The following is a 21,323-nucleotide window of genomic DNA, read 5'->3' as shown; positions in this document are numbered from 1 at the left end:
AATCCGATCTACCCACGCTTCACTTCTTGGCAATAGCCGCCGAATTCGAAGCTTCCGGCGACCGCTGCATCATCACCATGCGAGGATAAGGAATTTCAACCCCACGCTTATCGAGGAATTCCTTCAAATCACGGCGCATGCTTCTGGCAATTGCAAAATGCTGCATCGGCAGCGTTTCCGCTGTAATCCGCATGACCACTTCAGTAGTCGTCAAGTTCTGCACCCCCAGCAATTCAGCCGGTTTGATGATCTGTTCGTAACGGTCCTGCAAAGTTTCAAGAAACTCTACGATGAGATTCTCCACTCTCGCAATATCCGATTCGTAGGAAATATTGACATCCACTACAGCAATCGAATTATGGATGGAAAAGTTGACGACGTCTGTAACATTGCCATTCGGGAAGATGAATAACTCCCCTGTCCATGCTTTCACTTTCGTCGTCCGCAAACCGATTTCTTCCACCGTTCCCTCGGCTTGGCCAATCCGGACATAATCCCCGACCGAGAACTGGTCTTCAAAAATGATGAAAAATCCGGTGATAATATCGCGCACCAGGTTCTGTGCGCCGAAACCGATGGCGAGACCCAACACACCGGCACCGGCGATCAATCCGGTGATGTCTATTGTAAATGCAGACAAGACCGCTATAATAGCCACAAAATATACAACATAAGCTACGATATTCTCCAGCAATTTCGATAATGTCTGCTGGCGCCGTTCGTTGTACTTCAACGGACCGCGGATCCTCACAGAGAAGGTCTTCCTGATAACAACTCTCGCGACAATAACGACAATGTATGCGGCCAATAAGATGAAAATCACTTTCAGGAATACAACCCCGATACCAATCCACATTTTTTCATCGGTCAGCATATCAACGGCTGTCTGATAAAGGCTTTCTATAGTCAATCCTGCATCACTGTCTAAACCCAAACTCATTTCGTTCACTTCCTTAAGGCATTAAATTGAATTGATAAATCACCGTGACTGCCAATGCAACAACTAAAATACCCGGCAATAAATTCGCCACTCTAATTTTTGTAATGCCCATCAAGTTCAAACCGATGGCAACGATCATTACGCCGCCGGTCGCCGACATTTCAGCGATAAACAGATCCAGCGCCGCTTCCGGAACCATCAAACTGATCTGCGTCGCAAAAAGCGCAATCAATCCCTGGTATACAAACACCGGAGCTGCGGATATCAAGACTCCTATGCCTAGCGTCGACGCTAGAATGATCGATGTGAATCCATCTATGATCCCCTTGGAAATCAGGACTCCATGTTCATTGCTCAGCCCGCTTTCCAGCGCGCCAATTACCCCCATCGCTCCAATGACAAATATCAAAGTAGCGGTTACGAAACCCTGTGCGATGCTCCCTTTACTTTCCTTTGCGCCGAGTTTCCTTTCAATCCAGTGGCCGAATCGATTCAGTTTCTGATCAAGATCCGCCCATTCACCTATTACTGTACCCAGAACCAAACTGATGATGACGATGACAAAATTCGTGCTTCCGAATCCCATTTGCAGACCCAGCACAACGACAGCAAGTCCGATGGCATACATCACTGTCTCTTTCATCTTTTCCGGAATGTTTCGAAGAGCTCTGCCGATAAGGGTTCCCACAATTATTAATGCCGCGTTTATCAATGTTCCCAAGAGAACCATTTATCCAGCCCCTTCCCCCACACTATATGGCTCCAGCACATAAACAGAACCTATTCCCCATTATTGGAGAATAGGCACCGTCTCATTAATTCAAAAGTTCCAAAATCCGTTCCAGATCTTCTTCCGAGAAAAACTCAATTTCAATTTTCCCTTTATTCTTGTTCTTCTTGATTTGCACATTCGTTCCGAAGCGGTCACGAAGTTCGGATTGTTTTTCTTCTATAAAGATATCTTTCTTTTTTTCGATTGTTTCACGTGGAACATCTTCGTTCATCCGCTGGACCAGATTTTCAAGCTGGCGGACGTTCAAATTGTCTTTAACGACTTTTTCTGCTACATCCGGAATGCTCTTCTTCGCACGCAGTCCAAGCAGCGTCCGTCCGTGCCCCATCGATAATTTCTTATCTGAGATCAATTGGCGGACATCTTTCGGCAACGCCAACAAACGCACGTGATTGGCAATATGCGGGCGGCTTTTCCCTAAACGGAATGCAAGTTGTTCCTGGGTCAGATTTAATGCTTCCATTAATTTCTGATAGGCTTCAGCTTCTTCAATTGGGGTTAAGTCTTCCCGTTGAAGGTTTTCTAATATAGCAAGTTCCATCATTTGCTGATCAGTCAACTCTTTGACGATTGCTGGAATTTCATCCAGTTTTGATAATTTAGCTGCCCGGAAACGTCGTTCCCCGACCACCAATTCGAAACTTTTTCCCGCTTTTCTAACGACAACCGGTTGCAGGATGCCGTGTTCTTTGATCGATTCCGCCAATTCATTCAAGGCGGCATCGTCGAAAATTTTACGCGGCTGATAAGGGTTCGCTTTTATATCAGATACACTGATTTGACTGACCGTTTCATTTGTCGTTAAGTTCTCGCCTGGAAACAAGGCGTTGATGCCTTTGCCTAATCCTTTAGCCATTACGAATCACTTCCCTCGCCAATTCTAAGTACATTTCCGCGCCTCTGGATTTTGCATCGTAGATGATGATCGGTTCACCATGGCTCGGAGCTTCGCTCAAGCGCACATTCCGCGGAATGATGGTCCGGTAAACTTTGTCCTGGAAATATTTCTTCACTTCTTCGATGACCTGGATACCCAGATTCGTACGGGCATCAAGCATCGTCAATAACACACCGTCAATCTGCAAATCATGGTTCAAATGCTTTTGGACCAGACGGATCGTGCTTAATAATTGGCTCAAACCTTCAAGTGCGTAATACTCACATTGCACTGGAATGATAATGGCATCGGACGCAGTCAGGGAATTGATCGTCAATAAGCCAAGCGATGGCGGACAGTCGATGATGATGTAATCGTACATCTCCTTGACTTCTTCAAGCGCATTTTTCAAACGGACTTCGCGGGACATTGTGGATACCAATTCTATTTCAGCACCCGCCAGGGAAATCGTGGCCGGCACCACATGAAGATTTTCAACTTTCGTTTCCATGATCGTATCTTTGATATCGACGTCATCGATCATGACTTCATAGATGCATTGGTCGACGTCCCCTTTATTGACGCCTACCCCACTGGTTGCGTTCCCTTGCGGATCTATATCTATTAAAAGAACTTTTTTGCCCAAGTATGCAAGGCAGGCACTCAAGTTCACTGAAGATGTTGTTTTTCCTACGCCGCCTTTCTGATTGGCGATCGCAATTGTTCTACCCACACCTGCACCAACTTTCTTTATGCTCTTCTCATTTTTTTACGGGAAACAGAGCTTGCGCATTTGTTTCCACCCCCGTCCCCCTATTGTATCAAAATATTTCTACAGTAGGATTACAAAGCTATTAAAAAAAGCCTTTCCCTCGCAGGAAAGAGCTTTTATGATTTTTTCTTCGGTATTTTCACGGTTATCTGGTAGTAATCATCATGCTCTTCCTCTTCAGAAGAAACATCAATCCCGCTTTTGGTCACCATCGTCAGCGATTGCTTGATCGTATTCATCGCAATCCGGACATCACGGCTGAACGCTTTGCGTTTCGGCTTCGCTTTCTTCGGCTCTGTCGACAGATGGTTTTTCACTTTCAACTCCAATTGCTTCACATTCAAGTTCTGCTCAACCGCTTCATTGAAGAACTTCAGCTGTACAGCAGGATCCTTCAATTGCAGCAGCACTCTCGCATGGCGTTCCGTGATTACCCGGTCCAATAAAGCCTGCTGCAGTTCTTCAGGCAATTTCAGCAAGCGCAGTTTGTTGGACACAGTGGACTGCCCTTTACCCAAACGCTGGGCTAAGGCTTCCTGTGTAATATCATGGATTTCCAGGAGATTCTGATAGGCATTAGCTTCCTCAATCGCAGTAAGCTCTTCGCGCTGCAAATTCTCTATTAAAGCAATGGACGCCGTTTCTTTGTCGTTCAATTGACGGACGATGGCCGGAACTTCTTCCCAGCCCAAAGATTTCATTGCCCGGTAACGCCGCTCCCCTGCAATGATTTCATAATTATCATCTTCATCTACACGGACGACAATCGGTTGAATGACGCCGTGCATATGAATGGTCCGTGCCAATTCTTCGATCTTTTCTTCATCAAAGATCGTTCTTGGCTGGAACTTATTCGCAATTACTTTATCAATCGGCAGTTTAACAACTTCTTCAGAAGCTTCACTTACCGGTTTTTCAACAACTTCTGTCTCTTCTTTATCTCCGCCCCCGAAGAAACGTGAAAAAGGACTTTTCATCCTCAAGCACCACCTTTTTAAAGCTCACTTGTACACAATTCGCTGTTTTCTGATCCAATACCTGCTTTTGTCAATGTTTCACGTGAAACATTCATTTTCGCCTTTTCAGGAAATAGGCGATTTATTTGGAACACCCGGTTTTCTTGGGTATTTTTTCGGTGTTTCCTTGAATTTGCGGAACACTTGGATATAACGTTCGCTTTCTTCGATCGGCAAGGTGAACGCATGTACGTCTTCCAGTTTCACGCCGAGTTTTTCAAGCGCCGGCTTGGCGTCTTTCAACTCATCCGGCGCAGAAGCTGCTTTCATTGCCGCGAATATTCCGCCATTTTTCACCAGTGGCACACATAATTCCGCTAATACGGACAATCTTGCAACGGCTCTGGCTGTCACCAGGTCGTATTTTGCACGGTGCAGGGACTGGCCGAAATCTTCGGCGCGGGCATGGACAAATTCAACATGGTCCAATTCCAATTTCTCGCTTAGATGATTGAGGAAATTTATGCGTTTATTCAATGAATCCACTATCGTCACCTGAATATGAGGAAAACAGATTTTCAATGGAATGCTTGGAAAACCGGCTCCCGCTCCTACGTCACAGACTTTCAGCGGCTTCGTGAAATCCAAGTAAAACGCGGCTGTTATGGAGTCGTAGAAATGCTTCAGGTAAACAGACGGCTGATCCGTGATGGCTGTCAAATTCATCTTTTCGTTCCATTCCACCAATTCTTGATAATAGGTGCTGAACTGACTAAGCTGCCGGTCGTTCAGTTCAATTCCTTTTTCACTGAGGGCGTCTTTAAATTGCTGTTCATTCAATTCGCTTCTTCCTCCCTCTTTTTGTTCAACTTTCGCGTACTTGCATCATATGTAAAAAGGGCTGGTGTATCCCAGCCCTTTTAATCGGCTTTTTGTTAATGTTTTTTTGTATGTCTACTTCAACATACGCTTCGGCGCTTTGGACAGGGCAAAGATTATGCTCCTGCGCACTGCTCGTCGCAAAGGCGGGCCATCTTCATATGGCACACCTTGACTCCCGCAATAAGCCGAGAAAATCACTCGTCTTATTACTCCGTCCCGTCCTGAGCCGCGCCGGCGCTGGGTAATTAACTTTGGTGAAGATAGTCTCTAAGATATGGAGCAAAACAGCGAAGACGCCTTGGGGATCAAGCGAAGTGCTGAGATCCACTCGGGCGAAGTGGAACGAGACCGAGTTAGCTCAGCGCAAGCCCCTGGCAAGCGAGCTGTTTTGCGGAATATCGGTTGCTATGATTTTTTAACTTATTAATCATGCCTAATATTTAATGTCTAAATCAAACCGAAACTTTAGCAATTCTTCCTTGTTCAATATACACCAAAAGAATCGAAATGTCAGCAGGGTTTACGCCTGAAATTCGGGAAGCTTGTGCGATGGAAAGAGGTCTGACTTCTGATAGTTTACCTCGGGCTTCCGTTGCAATCCCGGAAATCGCATGGTAATCGATATCTTCCGGAATTTTTTTGTTTTCCATTTTTTTGAGTTTATCCACTTGCTGCAAAGATTTTTCGATATAGCCTTCATACTTCACTTGAATTTCGACTTGCTCTTTGATTTCATCGCTGAGTTCAATGTCGGATTCTGTGAGTTTAGAAATCATATCGTACGTCATTTCCGGGCGTTTCAATAAGTCTGCCCCGCGGATGCCGTCTTTCAGCTCGCTGCCGCCTGCATCACGGATAGCTGCCTGCGTTTCTTCATTCGGCTTGATCATGACTTTCCGCAAACGTGCGATTTCATCTTCGATCAATTGTTTTTTCTCGACAAAACGCTCATAGCGCGCATCGTCGATCATGCCGATTTGATGGCCCAGCTCCGTCAAACGCATGTCAGCATTGTCATGGCGGAGCAACAGGCGGTATTCAGCGCGCGATGTCAATAGACGGTAAGGTTCGCTCGTCCCTTTTGTCACCAAATCATCGATGAGGACACCGATATAGGCGTCGGAACGGCTGAGAATCACTTCTTCTTTGCCCAAAACTTTCGCTGCTGCGTTGATGCCAGCCATCAATCCTTGGCCTGCCGCTTCTTCGTAGCCGGAAGTTCCATTGATCTGGCCAGCTGTATAGAGATTTACAATTTGTTTTGATTCGAGTGTCGGCCATAATTGAGTCGGTACGATCGCATCGTATTCGATGGCATAGCCGGCACGCATCATATCCGCTTTTTCAAGTCCTGGAATGGATTCCAGAAGCTTGCGCTGGACGTGTTCAGGAAGGCTTGTAGACAGCCCCTGTACATAGACTTCACTTGTATTGCGGCCTTCCGGCTCAAGGAAAATCTGGTGTCTCGGCTTGTCGGCGAAACGGACGATTTTGTCTTCGATGGATGGGCAATAACGCGGCCCTGTACCTTTTGCCATACCTGAATACATCGGTGACAAGTGAAGATTTTCATCGATGATCTGGTGAGTTTCGGCAGTCGTATACGTCAGCCAGCAAGGCAATTGATCAAGAATGAATTCTTTTGTTTCGAAACTGAAAGCGCGCGGCTCGTCATCGCCGGGCTGGATTTCCGTCTTCGAATAATCGATGCTTTTGCTGTTGACGCGCGGAGGTGTACCCGTTTTGAAACGCACAGTTTCAAAGCCAAGCTCCTCCAGGTGTTCAGCCAATTTGATCGATGGCTGCTGGTTGTTCGGTCCGCTTGAATAGCGTAGGTCACCGATGATGATTTCACCGCGCAGGAAGGTACCAGTCGTGATGACCACTGAATTGGCGCGGTAAATGCCGCCAGCCTGCGTGATCAACCCTTTGACTGTGCCGTCTTCGACAATCAGCTTTTCAACCACTCCCTGGTGAAGAGCGAGATTTTCTTCGTCTTCCATCAGGCGTTTCATTTCCTGCTGGTAAAGCACTTTATCGGCTTGTGCGCGTAATGCGCGTACAGCCGGCCCTTTTGCCGTATTCAACATTCTCATCTGAATGTGTGTTTTATCGATAACGCGTCCCATGGCTCCGCCAAGTGCGTCAATTTCGCGTACAACGATCCCTTTCGCCGGTCCACCGATGGACGGGTTACAAGGCATAAACGCGATCATATCCAAATTCATCGTCAAGGCGAGCGTTTTCGCTCCCATGCGGGCAGAGGCGAGTGCTGCTTCAGCACCTGCATGTCCCGCTCCTACAACGATTACATCGAACGTGCCTGCTTCAAATTGTGGCATGTCCGTTCATTCCCTTCAAAGTTTATTTCCCTAGGCAGAACTGCGAGAATAATTGGTTCAGTAGGCCGTCATCCGCTGTATCGCCGATGATTTCCCCTAGTATTTCCCAAGTGCGTGTAACATCTATTTGGATCATATCGACCGGCACGTCCATTTCCGCGGCTGCTATAGCGTCCGAGATGGTTTGATGCGCCTGGTGCAGCAATGAAATATGGCGTGCGTTCGAAACGTATGTCATATCCCCTGCTTCGATTTCCCCTTCGAAAAACAGGTCGGCAATCGCCTGTTCAAGCTGGTCGATTCCTTCTTCTTCTATTAAAGATGTCGTCACCATCAACTTATCGCCCGCAAGTCCCTGCAATTGCTCCATGTCGATTTTACGGGGCAAATCGGTTTTATTGACGACAACGATGTAATTCATCCCTTTGACCGCTTCAAACAATAAAACATCTTCTTCGGTCAGTTCTTCAGCATAATTCAGCACATAAAGGATCAGATCCGCTTCCTTCAGCACTTTGCGTGAACGTTCCACGCCGATGCGTTCAACAATATCCTCGGTCTCCCGGATTCCGGCCGTATCGACCAGCCGAAGCGGGACGCCGCGCACATTCACATATTCCTCTATTATATCACGGGTCGTCCCCGCAATTTCAGTGACGATGGCTTTATTTTCCTGGACCAGGCTGTTCAGCAAGGAAGATTTCCCGACATTCGGCCGCCCCACGATCACCGTGGAAAGCCCTTCCCGCAAAATTTTCCCCTGTGAAGAAGTCTGGAGCAATTTATCGATCTCCGCTTGTACCCATTTCGCCTTTTCAAGCATCATTGGGCGCGTCATTTCTTCGACATCGTCGTATTCCGGATAGTCGATATTGACTTCCATCTGCGCAATCGATTCAAGCAGCGCCTGGCGCAGTGTGCCGATCAGTTTCGACAGCCGCCCTTCCATTTGCCCGAGCGCCACATCCATAGCCCGATCCGTTTTCGCCCGAATCAAATCCATGACAGCTTCCGCCTGCGACAAATCGATCCGGCCATTCAGGAAAGCGCGTTTCGTGAATTCACCCGGCTCCGCGAGGCGTGCGCCTGCGCGCAGCACAAGCTGCAGCACACGGTTTACCGAAACGATTCCGCCGTGGCAATTTATTTCAATGACATCTTCACGTGTAAAGGTTTTCGGCCCTTTCATGAAAGACACCATGACTTCTTCCACTACTTCCTCTGTCCACGGATTTTCGAGATGGCCGTAATGGATGGTATGTGTGGCTTGTGCAGCCAGATTTTTGCCGCTTGGTGCGCGGAACAGCCGGTCGGCAATCGAAATCGCTTCCGGTCCGCTCAAACGGACAATGGCGATGGCTCCTTCGCCGCTGGGTGTCGATATCGCAGCAATCGTATCGAACTCCATGATAGATCCTCCTCTATGTGCAGAAAAATCAAATGCCGGGCCAGAAAAATTATCCACACCCGCCATTTCATCTTTTCATCTATAAAAATTATTGTTTGCTCTTTAAAAAAGTTGTCCACATGTGGACAACCCGGAAAAGTACATGACTTTCTAACATATTACAATAGCATAAATTGCCTTGAACCGAAAGACAGAGAACTTGGTTTGGCGGATTTATTTCGCCCACTGCCGGCTGAATTTCCCTATGCACTCATCTGTATGTTTACTCATTCGACCGATTCAGCGTAATCATTAGCCTCTTCTCCCTCTTTTTCTTCCTCGCTCCCCTCAGATTTTTGGCAATAAAAAAAGCAGCCCACTTCTGAAAGTGGACTGCTCATCTTCATCGCAATGGTTCAATGACCAGATAGCGGTTCGGATCTTTTCCTTCTGAATAGGTATCGATGTCAAGCCTTCTCGACAAAGCCTGGTGAATCACTTTGCGTTCGTAGGACGGCATCGGTTCAAATTGGACACGGCTGCCGGTGCGGATCGCTTTGTCAGCCATCCGGTCCGCCAGCTGCTCCAATGTTTCCTGGCGGCGTTCCCGGTAATTTTCAGCATCCAATTCGACCATCATGAAATGATTCGCGTATTTATTGGCCACTAATTGCGCCAATTGCTGAAGTGAATTCAAGGTATGGCCTCTTTTTCCGATCAGCATCGCCACTTTTTCACTTTCCAGATAAAAACTGGCTTGTTTGCCTTTGACAGTGTGGCTGATCGACAAATCTTCGATGCCCATTTCTTTCGCAACAGACTGCAAATATTTCTTGGTTTCTTCAATCGCCTGGTCATTTGAAGGGCGGGATTTTTCCTGCACATCGGCAGTCGCTTCCTCTTCTCCCTCTTTTTCAACCGTTTTTTCGCCAGGAATTTCAATTATTGCAGGAATTTCCGGTTCAACTTCGTTTTTCGGCGTTTCCGGTTCCGGTTTGTTCACCGTCACTTCGACTTCCGCCTCTTTCGCGCCAAATCCGAAAAATCCTTTTTTCTCTTCCTGGATTATGTTGATGCTCACTTCTTTGCGTGTAACTTGGAGTTTTTCTAATGCTGCAGATATCGCGTTTTCAACAGTTGTACCCGTCTGCGTAATCTGTTTCACTTTTTAGCCCCTCCTGCTTTCGTTTTAACAGGTTGCTGCACTTCTTTCTTTTCCCATGGACGGTAAATGAACATATTTTGAATGATTGAAATGATGTTTCCGATTACCCAATAAAGCGTTAGAGCCGACGGCAAAACGATACCGAACCCGACAATCATGACCGGCATGAAATACATCATGGCCTTCATTTGCGGATTGTCCATCGCAGGACCCGTACGCAACACGACAAATTGCATCAAGCCGGCGATTACCGCCAGAATAATGCTTGGTTCTGCCAGCGGAAAAATAAAGAACGATCCCAGATTAATCTCCGGAGTGCTGTTCATGCGGCTGATCGCGTGGTAAAAACCGATCAGAACCGGCATCTGCACGACAACTGGCAGACAGCCCGCCATCGGATTGACGCCGCGTTCCTGGAACATTGCCATCATTTCTTTTTGGTATTTCTGCTGTGTTACAGCATCTTTTGATTTATATTTTTCTTTTAAATTCTTAAGTTCCGGCTGGATTTCCTGCATCCGCTTCGAACTTTTCGTCTGTTTGATCATCAACGGCAGCATCACCAAACGGATGATGATCGTTACTGCAATGATCCCGAATGCATAAGTTCCCAAGAGGTCTGCAAAATAGGTGATGGCTGATACTAACGGCCAAACTATAAATTCGTTCCAGAATCCTTCGCTGTCTCCGCTGATCGGCTGGTCAAATTCTGTACAGCCGGACAACAGCAAGGCAACGCCTATCAGCGCGATAATCAATAAATTACGCTTATTCAAGCTTCTTCCCCCAAACTGATTCTATATTACTTCTATAGTAACATTCCCCTATGCGCGCTTTCTACTTCTTTGGCAAAGCGCGGGCAATTTTTAAAACATGCTCCAAACTCTTCTTGCTTTCATGAAAATCCATTTTGGCCGCCTGTTGCCGGGCGATGATAACATAATCCGCATTCGGCGCCAGCTCTTCCTTCATTTCCAGGAAAGCCTGCCTGATATAACGTTTGATGCGATTCCTTGCCACCGCGTTTCCGACCTTCTTGCTGACTGATAAACCGATCCTGAATTCGGGCTGGTCGCTTTTCAGCACATAGACAATGAATTGACGGTTCGCAAATGACTTTCCTTGCTTAAAAACCTTTTGAAATTCTTTGTCCTTCTTGATCCGTTGATGCTTGTTCATTTTTTCACCTGCTTATTGAGCTGTATATAAGGAAGTGCGGTTTTAAGGGCTGAACGGCCGTTTCCGCTTTTCTGGATCCAGACTCCGGCGACCCAGCTCTTCGGGTCATAAGCCGGCCCAGCTGCGCGATCAGGATCGCTTCGCTGTTCCGTCTTATGCCTTTCAGAGCTTAACGGGTGCCGTCGCTTTTCTAGTGTCCAGACTCCAACGGCCAACTCCTCGAGTCGTAAGCCACTCTGGCTATGCGGCTGAAAACACGCCGCTTCGCCAGATCGTCTTACGCTTGTCGGAGCTGAACGGCCGTTTCCGCTTTTCTAAAAAAAAAAGACCACTGATGCGGTCAGTGGACTTAAGCTGATAATACTTTTCTTCCTTTACGACGGCGTGCTGCGATAACGCGACGTCCGTTCTTTGTGCTCATACGTGCTCTGAAGCCGTGTACTTTGCTGTGTTTACGTTTATTTGGTTGATATGTGCGCAATGTCATATTAGGACACCTCCTGAAATGAGAGTTAACTATTCATCTTTATTAATCTTAAAGACAGTCTCGACTATTATAATGGCTGAGCCCATCAAATGTCAATATCTTATTCTGACTCCCGTTATTCTTTGATAATAATGTTATCCACATCCCCGAAATTTTTTTCCGGATTTGCTGTGCAGTATTTTTTTCGGTAAAATAATTATCCACACCCCTTATCTACAAGTTCCGCACATAACAACGGCCTGTGGACAGCCTGGATGTGCATTATTCGGCTTATGTGGATAACTGTAAGAAGTTCTTGTATTGTCTATTCTTTTTTGGTAACATTAACTTGTTTTCACTTGTTGATAATTTTTATACCAAAATACTTATCCACAAACTGTGGGTAAGATGTGGATAGTTATTCACCACCCTGTTCACGAATGTTATCCACAGCCTGTGGCTTTGTGTATGATATACTTAAAAAATATTTTACATATAAAGGAGAAACGCTATTGGAACACTTAGACGAAATTTGGTCGAGTGTCTTAGCTCAAGTCGAAACAAAAATCTCCAAACCCAGTTTTGAAACATGGTTAAAATCAACAAAACTACTATCTTATCAGAGTGACACCGTCACCATATCCGCTCCTAATTCCTTTGCGCGCGACTGGTTGGAAAACCATTACGTCCATTTGATTACAGGAATCCTTTCGGATCTGACGGGGGACGATCTGCTGATAAAATTTGTTGTGCCCAAAGATCAGGACATGGATGATTTTCAGCTTCCAGCGCCCCGCATTAAGCCGGGCCAGAATGATCAGCAGGAGTTTTTGCCGGGAATGCTGAACCCCAAGTATACGTTTGATACTTTCGTAATTGGATCAGGCAACCGTTTTGCGCATGCTGCATCTCTTGCAGTAGCCGAAGCTCCCGCAAAAGCATATAATCCGCTGTTTATCTACGGGGGCGTAGGACTTGGCAAGACCCACCTCATGCATGCAATCGGACATTATGTCCTTGAACACAACCCCAATGCCAAAGTGGTTTATTTGTCATCGGAAAAATTCACCAACGAATTCATCAACTCCATCCGTGATAACCAGACCGTCGATTTCCGCAATAAATACCGGAGTGTCGATATTCTTCTGATTGATGATATTCAGTTTTTGGCTGGAAAAGAGCAGACGCAGGAAGAGTTTTTCCATACTTTCAATACGCTGCACGAAGAATCCAAGCAGATCATCATCTCCAGTGACCGGCCACCGAAAGAGATTCCTACACTTGAAGACCGCTTGCGGTCGCGTTTCGAATGGGGATTGATTACGGATATTACACCGCCTGACCTGGAAACACGGATCGCCATCCTCCGCAAGAAAGCGAAAGCGGATGGTCTCGATATTCCGAATGACGTGATGACGTACATCGCCAATTCGATCGATTCCAATATCCGTGAATTGGAAGGTGCTTTGATTCGCGTTGTGGCTTATTCTTCATTGATCAACCGTGATATGAGCGCTGATCTGGCAGCGGAAGCGCTGAAGGATATCATGCCGAACGCAAAACCGAAAGTCATTACGATCCTGGATATTCAGCATGCTGTCGGTGATCAGTTCAATATCAAAATTGAAGATTTCAAGACGAAACGCCGTACGAAAGACATCGCTTATCCAAGACAGGTGGCCATGTATCTTTCCCGCGAGCTGACTGATTTTTCATTGCCTAAAATCGGTGAGGAATTCGGAGGGCGCGACCATACGACGGTCATCCATGCCCACGAAAAGATTTCAACGATGCTGAAAGACAATCAGCAGCTCCAGCAGGATGTAAAAGACATCAAAAAAGCGCTCACCAACTAAAAAAGAGCTGTGGATAAGCGTTTAAATAGTCCCGTGCTTTGCGCACAGCTTATCTACATGTGGATAACCCGTCAGGATTCAGTAAAAAGGGGTTATCCACATATTCACAGGCCCTACTACTGTTATTACTTTAAAAGCTTTAAACAAAATATATATATAAGCGAGGTTCGAGAATGAAATTCGAGATAATGCGTGAACGATTAGTTGAAGGTTTAAACGATGTAATGAAAGCAGTCAGTTCAAAAACAACGATCCCGATTTTAACGGGAATTAAAATGGACGTTTCTTCAGAAGGAATGAGATTGACGGGCAGTGATTCAGATATCACAATCCAGACTTTCATCCCGGCTGAAGAAGACGGCGAACAGATCATTCGGGTCGCACAGGGAGGAAGCATTGTTCTCCAAGCGAAAGTTTTCGGGGAAATTATCCGTAAATTGCCGACAAGTGACGTTGAAATCGAAATCACAGGCAATTTCCAGACCCACATTCGTTCAGGTAAATCCGAGTTCCATCTAATAGGACTGGATGCAATGGATTATCCACAATTGCCGGAAATTCAGGACGACCGCCTGTTTACAATACCGGCCGATCTATTGAAGACAATCAACCGTGAAACTGTTTTTGCAGTATCGAGTTCTGAAACCCGTCCGGTTCTTACTGGCGTCCATTGGGAAGTCAAAGATGGGGAATTGGTTTGTGTCGCTACTGACAGCCACCGTCTTGCCCGCCGTAAAACGAAATTGGAAACTCTTCCTGAAGGCGAATACAGTGTCGTCATTCCAGGAAAGAGTCTGAATGAGCTGAATAAAATCCTTGATGACAATTCCGAACCGGTTGAAATCGTCATGACGAATCAGCAAGTGCTTTTCAAATCGAAGCACATCCTTTTCTTCTCAAGATTATTGGAAGGGAATTACCCGGATACTTCACGGTTGATCCCGGCAGAGTATAAAACAAACGTCACAGTAAATGGCCGTTCGTTGCTGCAAGCAATTGACCGAGCTTCTTTATTGGCACGCGAAGAACGCAATAATGTCGTTCGATTCTCAGCATCAGAAGGCAGCGATGTCGAAGTTTCTTCCAATTCGCCGGAAGTCGGTAAAGTTGAAGAGCAGCTTCAGGCACAATCTATAGAAGGGGAAGATCTGAAAATCTCCTTCAGCGCGAAATTCATGATGGATGCATTGAAAGCGATTGATGGCCAGGATGTGGTCATTCAATTCACAGGTGCAATGCGCCCATTCGTTTTGAAATCGGCACTGGATGATTCGATTCTTCAGCTTATTCTTCCTGTCCGGACATATTAAACACCCAGTAACACCTCAGGATAGCCCATACAGGCTATCCTTTTTTACTTCTGGGGGTATTTAGGGTAAAATAGAGGGATAGACTACGAATTGAAGGATGAGTGCATTTTGAGAGAAATCGGTATTGAGACAGAATTTATTACATTGGGTCAATTATTGAAAATGACAGATACGATCAGTTCCGGTGGAATGGCGAAATGGTTCCTGAGCGAACATGAAGTTTTCGTCAATGGCGAAGCGGAAAACCGCAGAGGCAAAAAGCTGCGTCCGGAAGACACGGTATCCATTCCAGAAGTGGGGGAATTCCGTATCGTTATCGCCGAAGGCATGAGCTTCGATGCGGATTGACCGTCTCGAACTTCTGAATTACCGCAACTATGAAAAGCTGGAGCTGGAGTTCTCTCCTGAGATCAACGTCTTTATTGGAGAGAACGCACAAGGCAAAACGAATATCATGGAAGCACTCTATGTTCTGTCGATGGCCAAATCCCATCGTTCCTCAAACGATAAGGAATTGATACGCTGGGATGCGGAATATGGTAAAATTAAAGCTGATGTTTACCGCAAATACGGCAAATTGCCGCTTGAAATCACCTTATCCAAAAAAGGCAAAACAGCGAAAGTCAATCATCTGGAGCAGCGGAGGCTGAGCGATTATATCGGACAATTGAATGTGGTAATGTTCGCACCGGAGGATCTGCATCTTGTCAAAGGCAGTCCACAGGTACGCCGCCGCTTCATCGATATGGAAATCGGCCAAATATCTCCTGTTTATTTGCATGATCTTTTGACTTACCAGAAATTATTGAAGCAACGGAATCATATATTGAAGCAGCATTACGGCAAACAATCGATCAATGACGTCATGTTTGATGTCTATACCGATCAATTTATAGAAGCAGCGGTGAAAATCATCCGGAAAAGGTTTCATTTCATGGAGCTGCTCCAGAAATGGGCAGCCCCGATTCATCAGGGAATTTCAAGGGGACTCGAGCAATTGGAGATCCGCTACCAGCCGATCAGTGGTTTGGACCCTGATTGGACGCCGGAAGAAATGGCGTCTTTTTTACAGAAAAAGCTGCTCGAAGTGAGAAAAAGGGAAATCGACCGCGGAGTGACGCTTGTCGGACCGCATCGGGATGAGCTTCAATTTATCGTCAATGGCTATGATGTCCAGACTTACGGCTCGCAGGGCCAACAGCGGACAACCGCCCTGTCGTTGAAATTGGCTGAAATCGAGCTGATCAAACAGGAAGTGGGAGAGCCTCCGGTTTTATTGCTGGACGATGTATTGTCGGAATTGGACGATTACCGCCAATCCCATCTGCTGAATACGATTCGCGGTTCGGTCCAGACGTTCGTGACCACGACGAGTGTGGACGGCATCCAGCATGAAACGATTCAAAGCGCGCGCCTCTTTGAAGTAACAAAAGGCACCGTCAAAGAGTAATACAGCAAGTGGAAGCAGCCGAATAGCTGAAAGTTGGGCCGTCATCAGGCATGTAATGTAAATGGCGGTGCTTTTGTGCGGCCGGCGATGAAAAATATTTTATTTGCATAACAGTGAAGCAGTTCAGAGAATTACAGCTTGCCATGGGAAATAGAAATGTTGTGAGGAAGAGCAGGTGAATGGAATGGCTATGGAAGAAAATGAACTTCAGCAATCATATGGCGCCAATCAAATCCAGGTGTTGGAAGGATTGGAAGCGGTACGTAAAAGACCAGGTATGTATATCGGTTCGACAGGCTCACGAGGCCTTCACCATTTAGTATGGGAAATCGTCGATAACAGTATCGATGAAGCACTTGCCGGTCATTGCGACCAGATCAAAGTGACCATCGAAAAAGACGACTGGATCCGCGTTGAAGACAATGGCCGCGGGATTCCGGTCGATATGCAGGAAAAAATGGGGCGCCCGGCTGTCGAAGTCATCATGACCGTGCTCCATGCCGGCGGTAAATTCGGCGGCGGCGGTTATAAAGTATCAGGAGGCCTGCACGGCGTTGGGGCTTCAGTTGTAAATGCCCTGTCAGAAGTGACGGAAGTTTTTGTAAACCGTGATTCCAAGCGCCATTATATTAAGTTCGAGCGCGGAGCGGTGACGGAAGAATTGAATGTCATCGGTGAATCCGATCATACAGGTACGACTATCCGCTTCAAGGCGGACGGCGATATCTTCAAGGAAACGACTGTTTATGAATTCGATATCCTCGATCACCGCCTGCGTGAGCTTGCGTATTTGAACAGAGGGTTGAAAATCGTCGTTGCCGATGAGCGCGAAGGTGAAGAAAAAGAGAAAGTCTATCATTTCGAGGGTGGGATCAAGTCCTACGTCGAACATTTAAATAAAACAAAAGATCCGATCCACGAAGAAGCGATTTTCGTGGAAGCTGAAAAAGAAGGCATCAATGTAGAAGTCGCTATGCAATACAATGCGGGCTATGCAGCCAATATTTTCTCTTTTGCCAATAATATCAATACACATGAAGGCGGAACGCACGAATCCGGTTTCAAAACTGCGTTGACGCGGGTCATCAATGATTACGGCCGCAAAAACGGCATGCTTAAAGATGCCGATCCGAATTTGACGGGCGATGACGTCCGTGAAGGGTTGACGGCGATCATTTCCGTTAAACACCCGGATCCTCAATTTGAAGGCCAGACTAAAACGAAACTGGGCAATACGGAAGTAAGCACAATCGTCAATAACCTGTTTTCCGGTGGATTTGAACGGTTCATGCTTGAAAATCCTGCCACGGCGCGCAAAATCGTCGAAAAAGGCATCATGGCTTCCCACGCCCGTATGGCTGCTAAAAAAGCGCGTGAATTTACACGCCGCAAATCGGTCCTTGAAGTTTCAAGCCTGCCCGGGAAACTGGCGGATTGCTCTTCACGCGATCCGAAAATCAGTGAAATCTATATTGTTGAGGGTGATTCTGCAGGAGGATCGGCCAAATCCGGCCGTGACCGCCATTTCCAGGCGATTCTGCCATTGCGCGGTAAAATCCTGAACGTTGAAAAAGCCCGTTTGGACAAAATTTTATCAAATGCAGAGATTCGCAACATTATCACTGCGTTAGGGACAGGAATCGGAGAAGAATTCAATCTTCAAAAAGCCCGTTACCATAAAGTGGTCATCATGACTGACGCCGACGTCGATGGCGCGCATATCCGGACTTTATTGCTGACGTTCTTCTTCCGCTATATGCGTCCGTTGATCGAAGCCGGTTACATTTATATCGCACAGCCGCCTTTATTCCAGATTAAACAAGGCAAGCATGTTGAATACGTCTATACGGATGCGCAATTGAAAGAAGCATTGTCGAAGCTTTCAAGTAATCCGAAACCGAATATCCAGCGTTATAAAGGGCTCGGTGAAATGAACGCTACACAATTATGGGATACGACAATGGATCCGGATGTCCGCACGTTGCTGCAGGTGACATTGAATGATGCCATGATGGCGGACGAAACCTTCCATATTCTTATGGGGGACGACGTGGAACCGCGCCGGAACTTCATTGAAGAAAATGCCCGCTATGTTAAGAACTTGGATGTTTAAGGTGATACAGGTGAGAGGAGGCTGCGGAAATGGCGGAACGGCCTAGCAGTGGAGTAGAAGAAATAAATATAAGCACGGAGATGCGCACGTCGTTTTTGGATTACGCGATGAGCGTCATCGTATCACGTGCCTTGCCGGATGTTCGCGACGGATTGAAACCGGTCCATCGCCGTATCCTGTATGCAATGCATGATCTCGGAATCACTTCCGATAAAGCCTATAAAAAATCTGCGCGTATCGTTGGGGATGTAATCGGTAAATACCACCCCCACGGTGACAGTGCAGTTTATGAAACAATGGTCCGTATGGCGCAGGATTTCAGTTACCGCTATATGCTGGTTGACGGACATGGAAACTTCGGTTCAGTCGACGGCGATGCGGCGGCTGCCATGCGTTATACCGAGTCAAGAATGTCCAAAATCGCAATGGAATTATTGCGTGACCTGAACAAGAACACGATTGATTATAAAGAAAACTATGATGGCCAGGAAAAAGAGCCGATCGTCCTGCCGAGCCGTTTCCCGAACCTGTTGGTTAACGGTACGTCAGGGATTGCTGTCGGTATGGCTACAAATATTCCACCGCATAACCTGGGTGAAACGATTGACGCTGTTTTGGCGTTGGCGGAAAATCCTGCAATCACTACAGAAGAACTGCTTGAATATATCCCTGGCCCCGATTTTCCGACTGGCGGCATTATCCTGGGACGGAGCGGAATCCGCCGTGCTTATGAAACAGGAAAAGGCTCTGTTCTCATTCGTTCAGTTGTAGAAATTGAGACGAAACCGAATGGCCGTGAGACAATTCTGATCCACGAATTGCCTTACCAAGTCAATAAAGCGCGGTTGATTGAAAAAATTGCCGAATTGGTGCGCGATAAGAAAATCGACGGCATCACAGACCTTCGTGACGAATCCGACCGTAACGGTATGCGTGTTGTCATTGAAGTCCGTCGTGACGCAAGCGCCAATGTACTGTTGAACAATCTGTATAAGCAGACTGCAATGCAAACGAGCTTCGGCATCAATATGCTGGCTTTGGTAGACGGCCATCCGAAAGTTCTTGGTTTGAGAGATGTATTATTCCATTACTTAGAGCATCAGAAAGTTGTCATCCGCCGACGCACTCAATTTGATCTGCAAAAAGCGGAAGACCGCGCACATATTCTGGAAGGATTGCGCATAGCGCTGGATCACATCGATGCAATCATTGCGTTGATCCGCGGATCGCAGACAACAGAAGAAGCACGTAACGGATTAATGAACGATTTCAACCTTTCTGAGCGCCAATCCCAAGCTATCCTTGATATGCGCCTTCAGCGCCTCACGGGTCTGGAACGCGATAAAATCGAAGATGAGTACCAGGGATTGGTGAAAACCATCGAAGAGCTGCGCGAAATTCTGGCCAATGAGTACCGGATCATTGAAATAATCCGTGAAGAGATGACAGAAATCAAAGAGCGTTTCAACGATGAAAGAAGAACCGAAATCACTACTGGCGGTACTGAAATGTTCGAGGATGAAGATTTGATTCCACGTGAAGATTCAGTGCTGACATTGACTCATAACGGTTATATCAAACGTTTGCCTGCAAATACGTACCGCAGCCAGAAACGCGGCGGACGCGGCGTTCAGGGGATGGGCACAAACGAGGATGATTTTGTAGAACACCTTCTATATACCTCTACCCATGACACGATCCTGTTCTTTACGAGCAAAGGGAAAGTATACCGTAAAAAAGGTTATCAGATTCCTGAGTATGGCCGTACTGCAAAAGGTTTGCCTTTAGTGAATCTGCTTGAAATCGGCAAAGACGAAAAAGTTACAGCTGTTATCCGTGTAGAAGAATTCAAGGAAGACGCCTTCTTCTTCTTTACAACACGTGACGGAATCAGCAAGCGGACTCCAGTAACCAATTACGCGAACATCCGCCAAAATGGTTTGATTGCCATCGGTCTTCGCGAAGAAGACGAACTGATTTCAGTCAAACTTACCGATGGAACCAAAGAAATGGTTATTGGAACACGCAACGGCGCATTGATCCGTTTCCCTGAAACCGATATCCGCAGCATGGGCCGTACGGCAAGCGGAGTCCGGGGCATCCGACTCCGCGAAGGCGATAAAGTCGTTGGTATGGAAATATTGGATCCTGAAGATAATGTCCTTGTCATTACAGAAAATGGCTACGGCAAACAAACGAAGGAATCCGAATACCGCGTTCAGTCCCGTGGCGGAATGGGAATCAAAACGTGCCAGATCACCGATAAGAACGGACCGCTTGTCGCAGTCCGGACTGTCAGCGGCACGGAAGATATCATGCTGATTACGATCAACGGCGTGCTGATCCGAATGGATGTTAATGATATTTCTACAACTGGCAGAAGCACACAAGGTGTTCGCTTGATCCGTTTAAGCGAGGATGAAATTGTGGCCACAGTTGCTAAAGTGAAGAAAGATATCGATTTGCCGGAAACAGACGAAGATGGCAGCGATGAACTTCTTATAGAAGAAAGCGCTGGAGCAGACGTTTACGCGGAAGATGAAATCGTAGCGGACGATGCAGCAGACGGCGTTGAAGAAGTACCAGAAGAAGACGAAGAATAAATTTTAAGGACCTGCAGAGGAATTCTGCGGGTTCTTTTTTTGGCATTTGCTGTTGACGCAATTTTTTTGCAATTCAGCTGAAAATAATCTCCGAAAACAAATCGTCCCAATCAGAAGTTTTTTCTGGTTTTGTGTTGACGCAGCTTACGTGGCGTGGTATATTAATCAAGTCGCCAATGAGCGCGGCGTTATCATTTGAACCTTGAAAACTGAACAGCAAAACGTCAACAAG

At 46.5% G+C, this 21,323-nt stretch carries 18 protein-coding genes; 6 read left to right on the top strand and 12 right to left on the bottom strand.

Going from position 1 to position 21,323, the window contains the following annotated elements; genetic code table 11:
- Positions 1 to 19: 19 nt before the first annotated feature.
- The 12 genes from CXF70_RS00190 to rpmH all read right to left on the bottom strand — a co-directional run bounded on the left by CXF70_RS00190 (position 20) and on the right by rpmH (position 11,780).
- Positions 20 to 940 carry a mechanosensitive ion channel family protein gene (locus CXF70_RS00190; protein WP_179135711.1) on the bottom strand — a complete coding sequence of 307 codons (921 nt, stop codon included), beginning with the start codon at positions 938 to 940 and terminating at the stop codon, positions 20 to 22.
- 13 nt (positions 941 to 953) lie between these two features.
- Positions 954 to 1,670: a DUF554 domain-containing protein gene (locus CXF70_RS00185; protein WP_084243436.1), complete on the bottom strand. Its 717-nt coding sequence runs from the start codon at positions 1,668 to 1,670 to the stop codon at positions 954 to 956.
- A gap of 85 nt (positions 1,671 to 1,755) precedes the next feature.
- The gene (locus CXF70_RS00180) at positions 1,756 to 2,589 is read right to left on the bottom strand and encodes a ParB/RepB/Spo0J family partition protein (RefSeq protein WP_084243435.1); all 834 of its coding nucleotides are present in this window, start codon (positions 2,587 to 2,589) and stop codon (positions 1,756 to 1,758) included.
- Positions 2,582 to 3,343, bottom strand: a complete 762-nt coding sequence (locus CXF70_RS00175) for a ParA family protein (RefSeq protein ID WP_084243434.1) — start codon at positions 3,341 to 3,343, stop codon at positions 2,582 to 2,584. The genes CXF70_RS00180 and CXF70_RS00175 overlap by 8 nt, the downstream gene beginning before the upstream one ends.
- A gap of 155 nt (positions 3,344 to 3,498) precedes the next feature.
- A complete protein-coding gene (gene noc / locus CXF70_RS00170) occupies positions 3,499 to 4,359 on the bottom strand; it encodes a nucleoid occlusion protein (RefSeq protein WP_101800993.1) in 861 nt (286 codons plus the stop codon).
- A 105-nt stretch (positions 4,360 to 4,464) separates the two neighbouring features.
- Positions 4,465 to 5,178, bottom strand: a complete 714-nt coding sequence (rsmG, locus tag CXF70_RS00165; protein WP_101800992.1) for a 16S rRNA (guanine(527)-N(7))-methyltransferase RsmG — start codon at positions 5,176 to 5,178, stop codon at positions 4,465 to 4,467.
- Positions 5,179 to 5,672: 494 nt separating this feature from the next.
- Positions 5,673 to 7,562, bottom strand: a complete 1,890-nt coding sequence (mnmG, locus tag CXF70_RS00160; protein WP_101800991.1) for a tRNA uridine-5-carboxymethylaminomethyl(34) synthesis enzyme MnmG — start codon at positions 7,560 to 7,562, stop codon at positions 5,673 to 5,675.
- Positions 7,563 to 7,584: 22 nt separating this feature from the next.
- Positions 7,585 to 8,970 (bottom strand): tRNA uridine-5-carboxymethylaminomethyl(34) synthesis GTPase MnmE, encoded by a 1,386-nt coding sequence (mnmE, locus tag CXF70_RS00155; protein ID WP_101800990.1) that lies wholly within the window; start codon positions 8,968 to 8,970, stop codon positions 7,585 to 7,587.
- 382 nt (positions 8,971 to 9,352) lie between these two features.
- A complete protein-coding gene (gene jag, locus CXF70_RS00150; protein ID WP_101800989.1) occupies positions 9,353 to 10,114 on the bottom strand; it encodes an RNA-binding cell elongation regulator Jag/EloR in 762 nt (253 codons plus the stop codon).
- Complete coding sequence (yidC, locus tag CXF70_RS00145) at positions 10,111 to 10,890, bottom strand: membrane protein insertase YidC (RefSeq protein WP_084243428.1); 780 nt, start codon at positions 10,888 to 10,890, stop codon at positions 10,111 to 10,113. Before yidC ends, jag begins: the two co-directional genes overlap by 4 nt.
- Before the next feature lie 61 nt (positions 10,891 to 10,951).
- Complete coding sequence (gene rnpA / locus CXF70_RS00140) at positions 10,952 to 11,293, bottom strand: ribonuclease P protein component (protein WP_084243427.1); 342 nt, start codon at positions 11,291 to 11,293, stop codon at positions 10,952 to 10,954.
- A gap of 349 nt (positions 11,294 to 11,642) precedes the next feature.
- Entirely contained in the window at positions 11,643 to 11,780 is a 138-nt protein-coding gene (gene rpmH / locus CXF70_RS00130) for a 50S ribosomal protein L34 (RefSeq protein WP_033544046.1), read from the bottom strand.
- A 491-nt stretch (positions 11,781 to 12,271) separates the two neighbouring features.
- Between rpmH and dnaA the strand changes: the two genes are divergently transcribed.
- From dnaA to gyrA, 6 genes are all read left to right on the top strand, one after another.
- Positions 12,272 to 13,615 carry a chromosomal replication initiator protein DnaA gene (dnaA, locus tag CXF70_RS00125; RefSeq protein ID WP_084243426.1) on the top strand — a complete coding sequence of 448 codons (1,344 nt, stop codon included), beginning with the start codon at positions 12,272 to 12,274 and terminating at the stop codon, positions 13,613 to 13,615.
- 173 nt (positions 13,616 to 13,788) lie between these two features.
- Positions 13,789 to 14,925 carry a DNA polymerase III subunit beta gene (gene dnaN / locus CXF70_RS00120; protein ID WP_101800987.1) on the top strand — a complete coding sequence of 379 codons (1,137 nt, stop codon included), beginning with the start codon at positions 13,789 to 13,791 and terminating at the stop codon, positions 14,923 to 14,925.
- Positions 14,926 to 15,033: 108 nt separating this feature from the next.
- Entirely contained in the window at positions 15,034 to 15,273 is a 240-nt protein-coding gene (yaaA, locus tag CXF70_RS00115) for a S4 domain-containing protein YaaA (RefSeq protein WP_084243424.1), read from the top strand.
- On the top strand, positions 15,263 to 16,375 hold the full coding sequence (recF, locus tag CXF70_RS00110; RefSeq protein WP_084243423.1) for a DNA replication/repair protein RecF: 1,113 nt from the start codon (positions 15,263 to 15,265) through the stop codon (positions 16,373 to 16,375). Before yaaA ends, recF begins: the two co-directional genes overlap by 11 nt.
- Before the next feature lie 184 nt (positions 16,376 to 16,559).
- The gene (gyrB, locus tag CXF70_RS00105) at positions 16,560 to 18,488 is read left to right on the top strand and encodes a DNA topoisomerase (ATP-hydrolyzing) subunit B (protein WP_084243422.1); all 1,929 of its coding nucleotides are present in this window, start codon (positions 16,560 to 16,562) and stop codon (positions 18,486 to 18,488) included.
- A gap of 29 nt (positions 18,489 to 18,517) precedes the next feature.
- Positions 18,518 to 21,091: a DNA gyrase subunit A gene (gyrA, locus tag CXF70_RS00100; protein ID WP_101800986.1), complete on the top strand. Its 2,574-nt coding sequence runs from the start codon at positions 18,518 to 18,520 to the stop codon at positions 21,089 to 21,091.
- Positions 21,092 to 21,323 lie beyond the last annotated feature (232 nt).

It is taken from the genome of Planomicrobium sp. MB-3u-38, assembly GCF_002836425.1.
In the GTDB taxonomy this organism is placed as follows: domain Bacteria; phylum Bacillota; class Bacilli; order Bacillales_A; family Planococcaceae; genus Planococcus; species Planococcus okeanokoites.
Note: the sequence above shows the minus strand (reverse complement) of the source record. Positions and strands in the feature narration are given on the sequence as shown.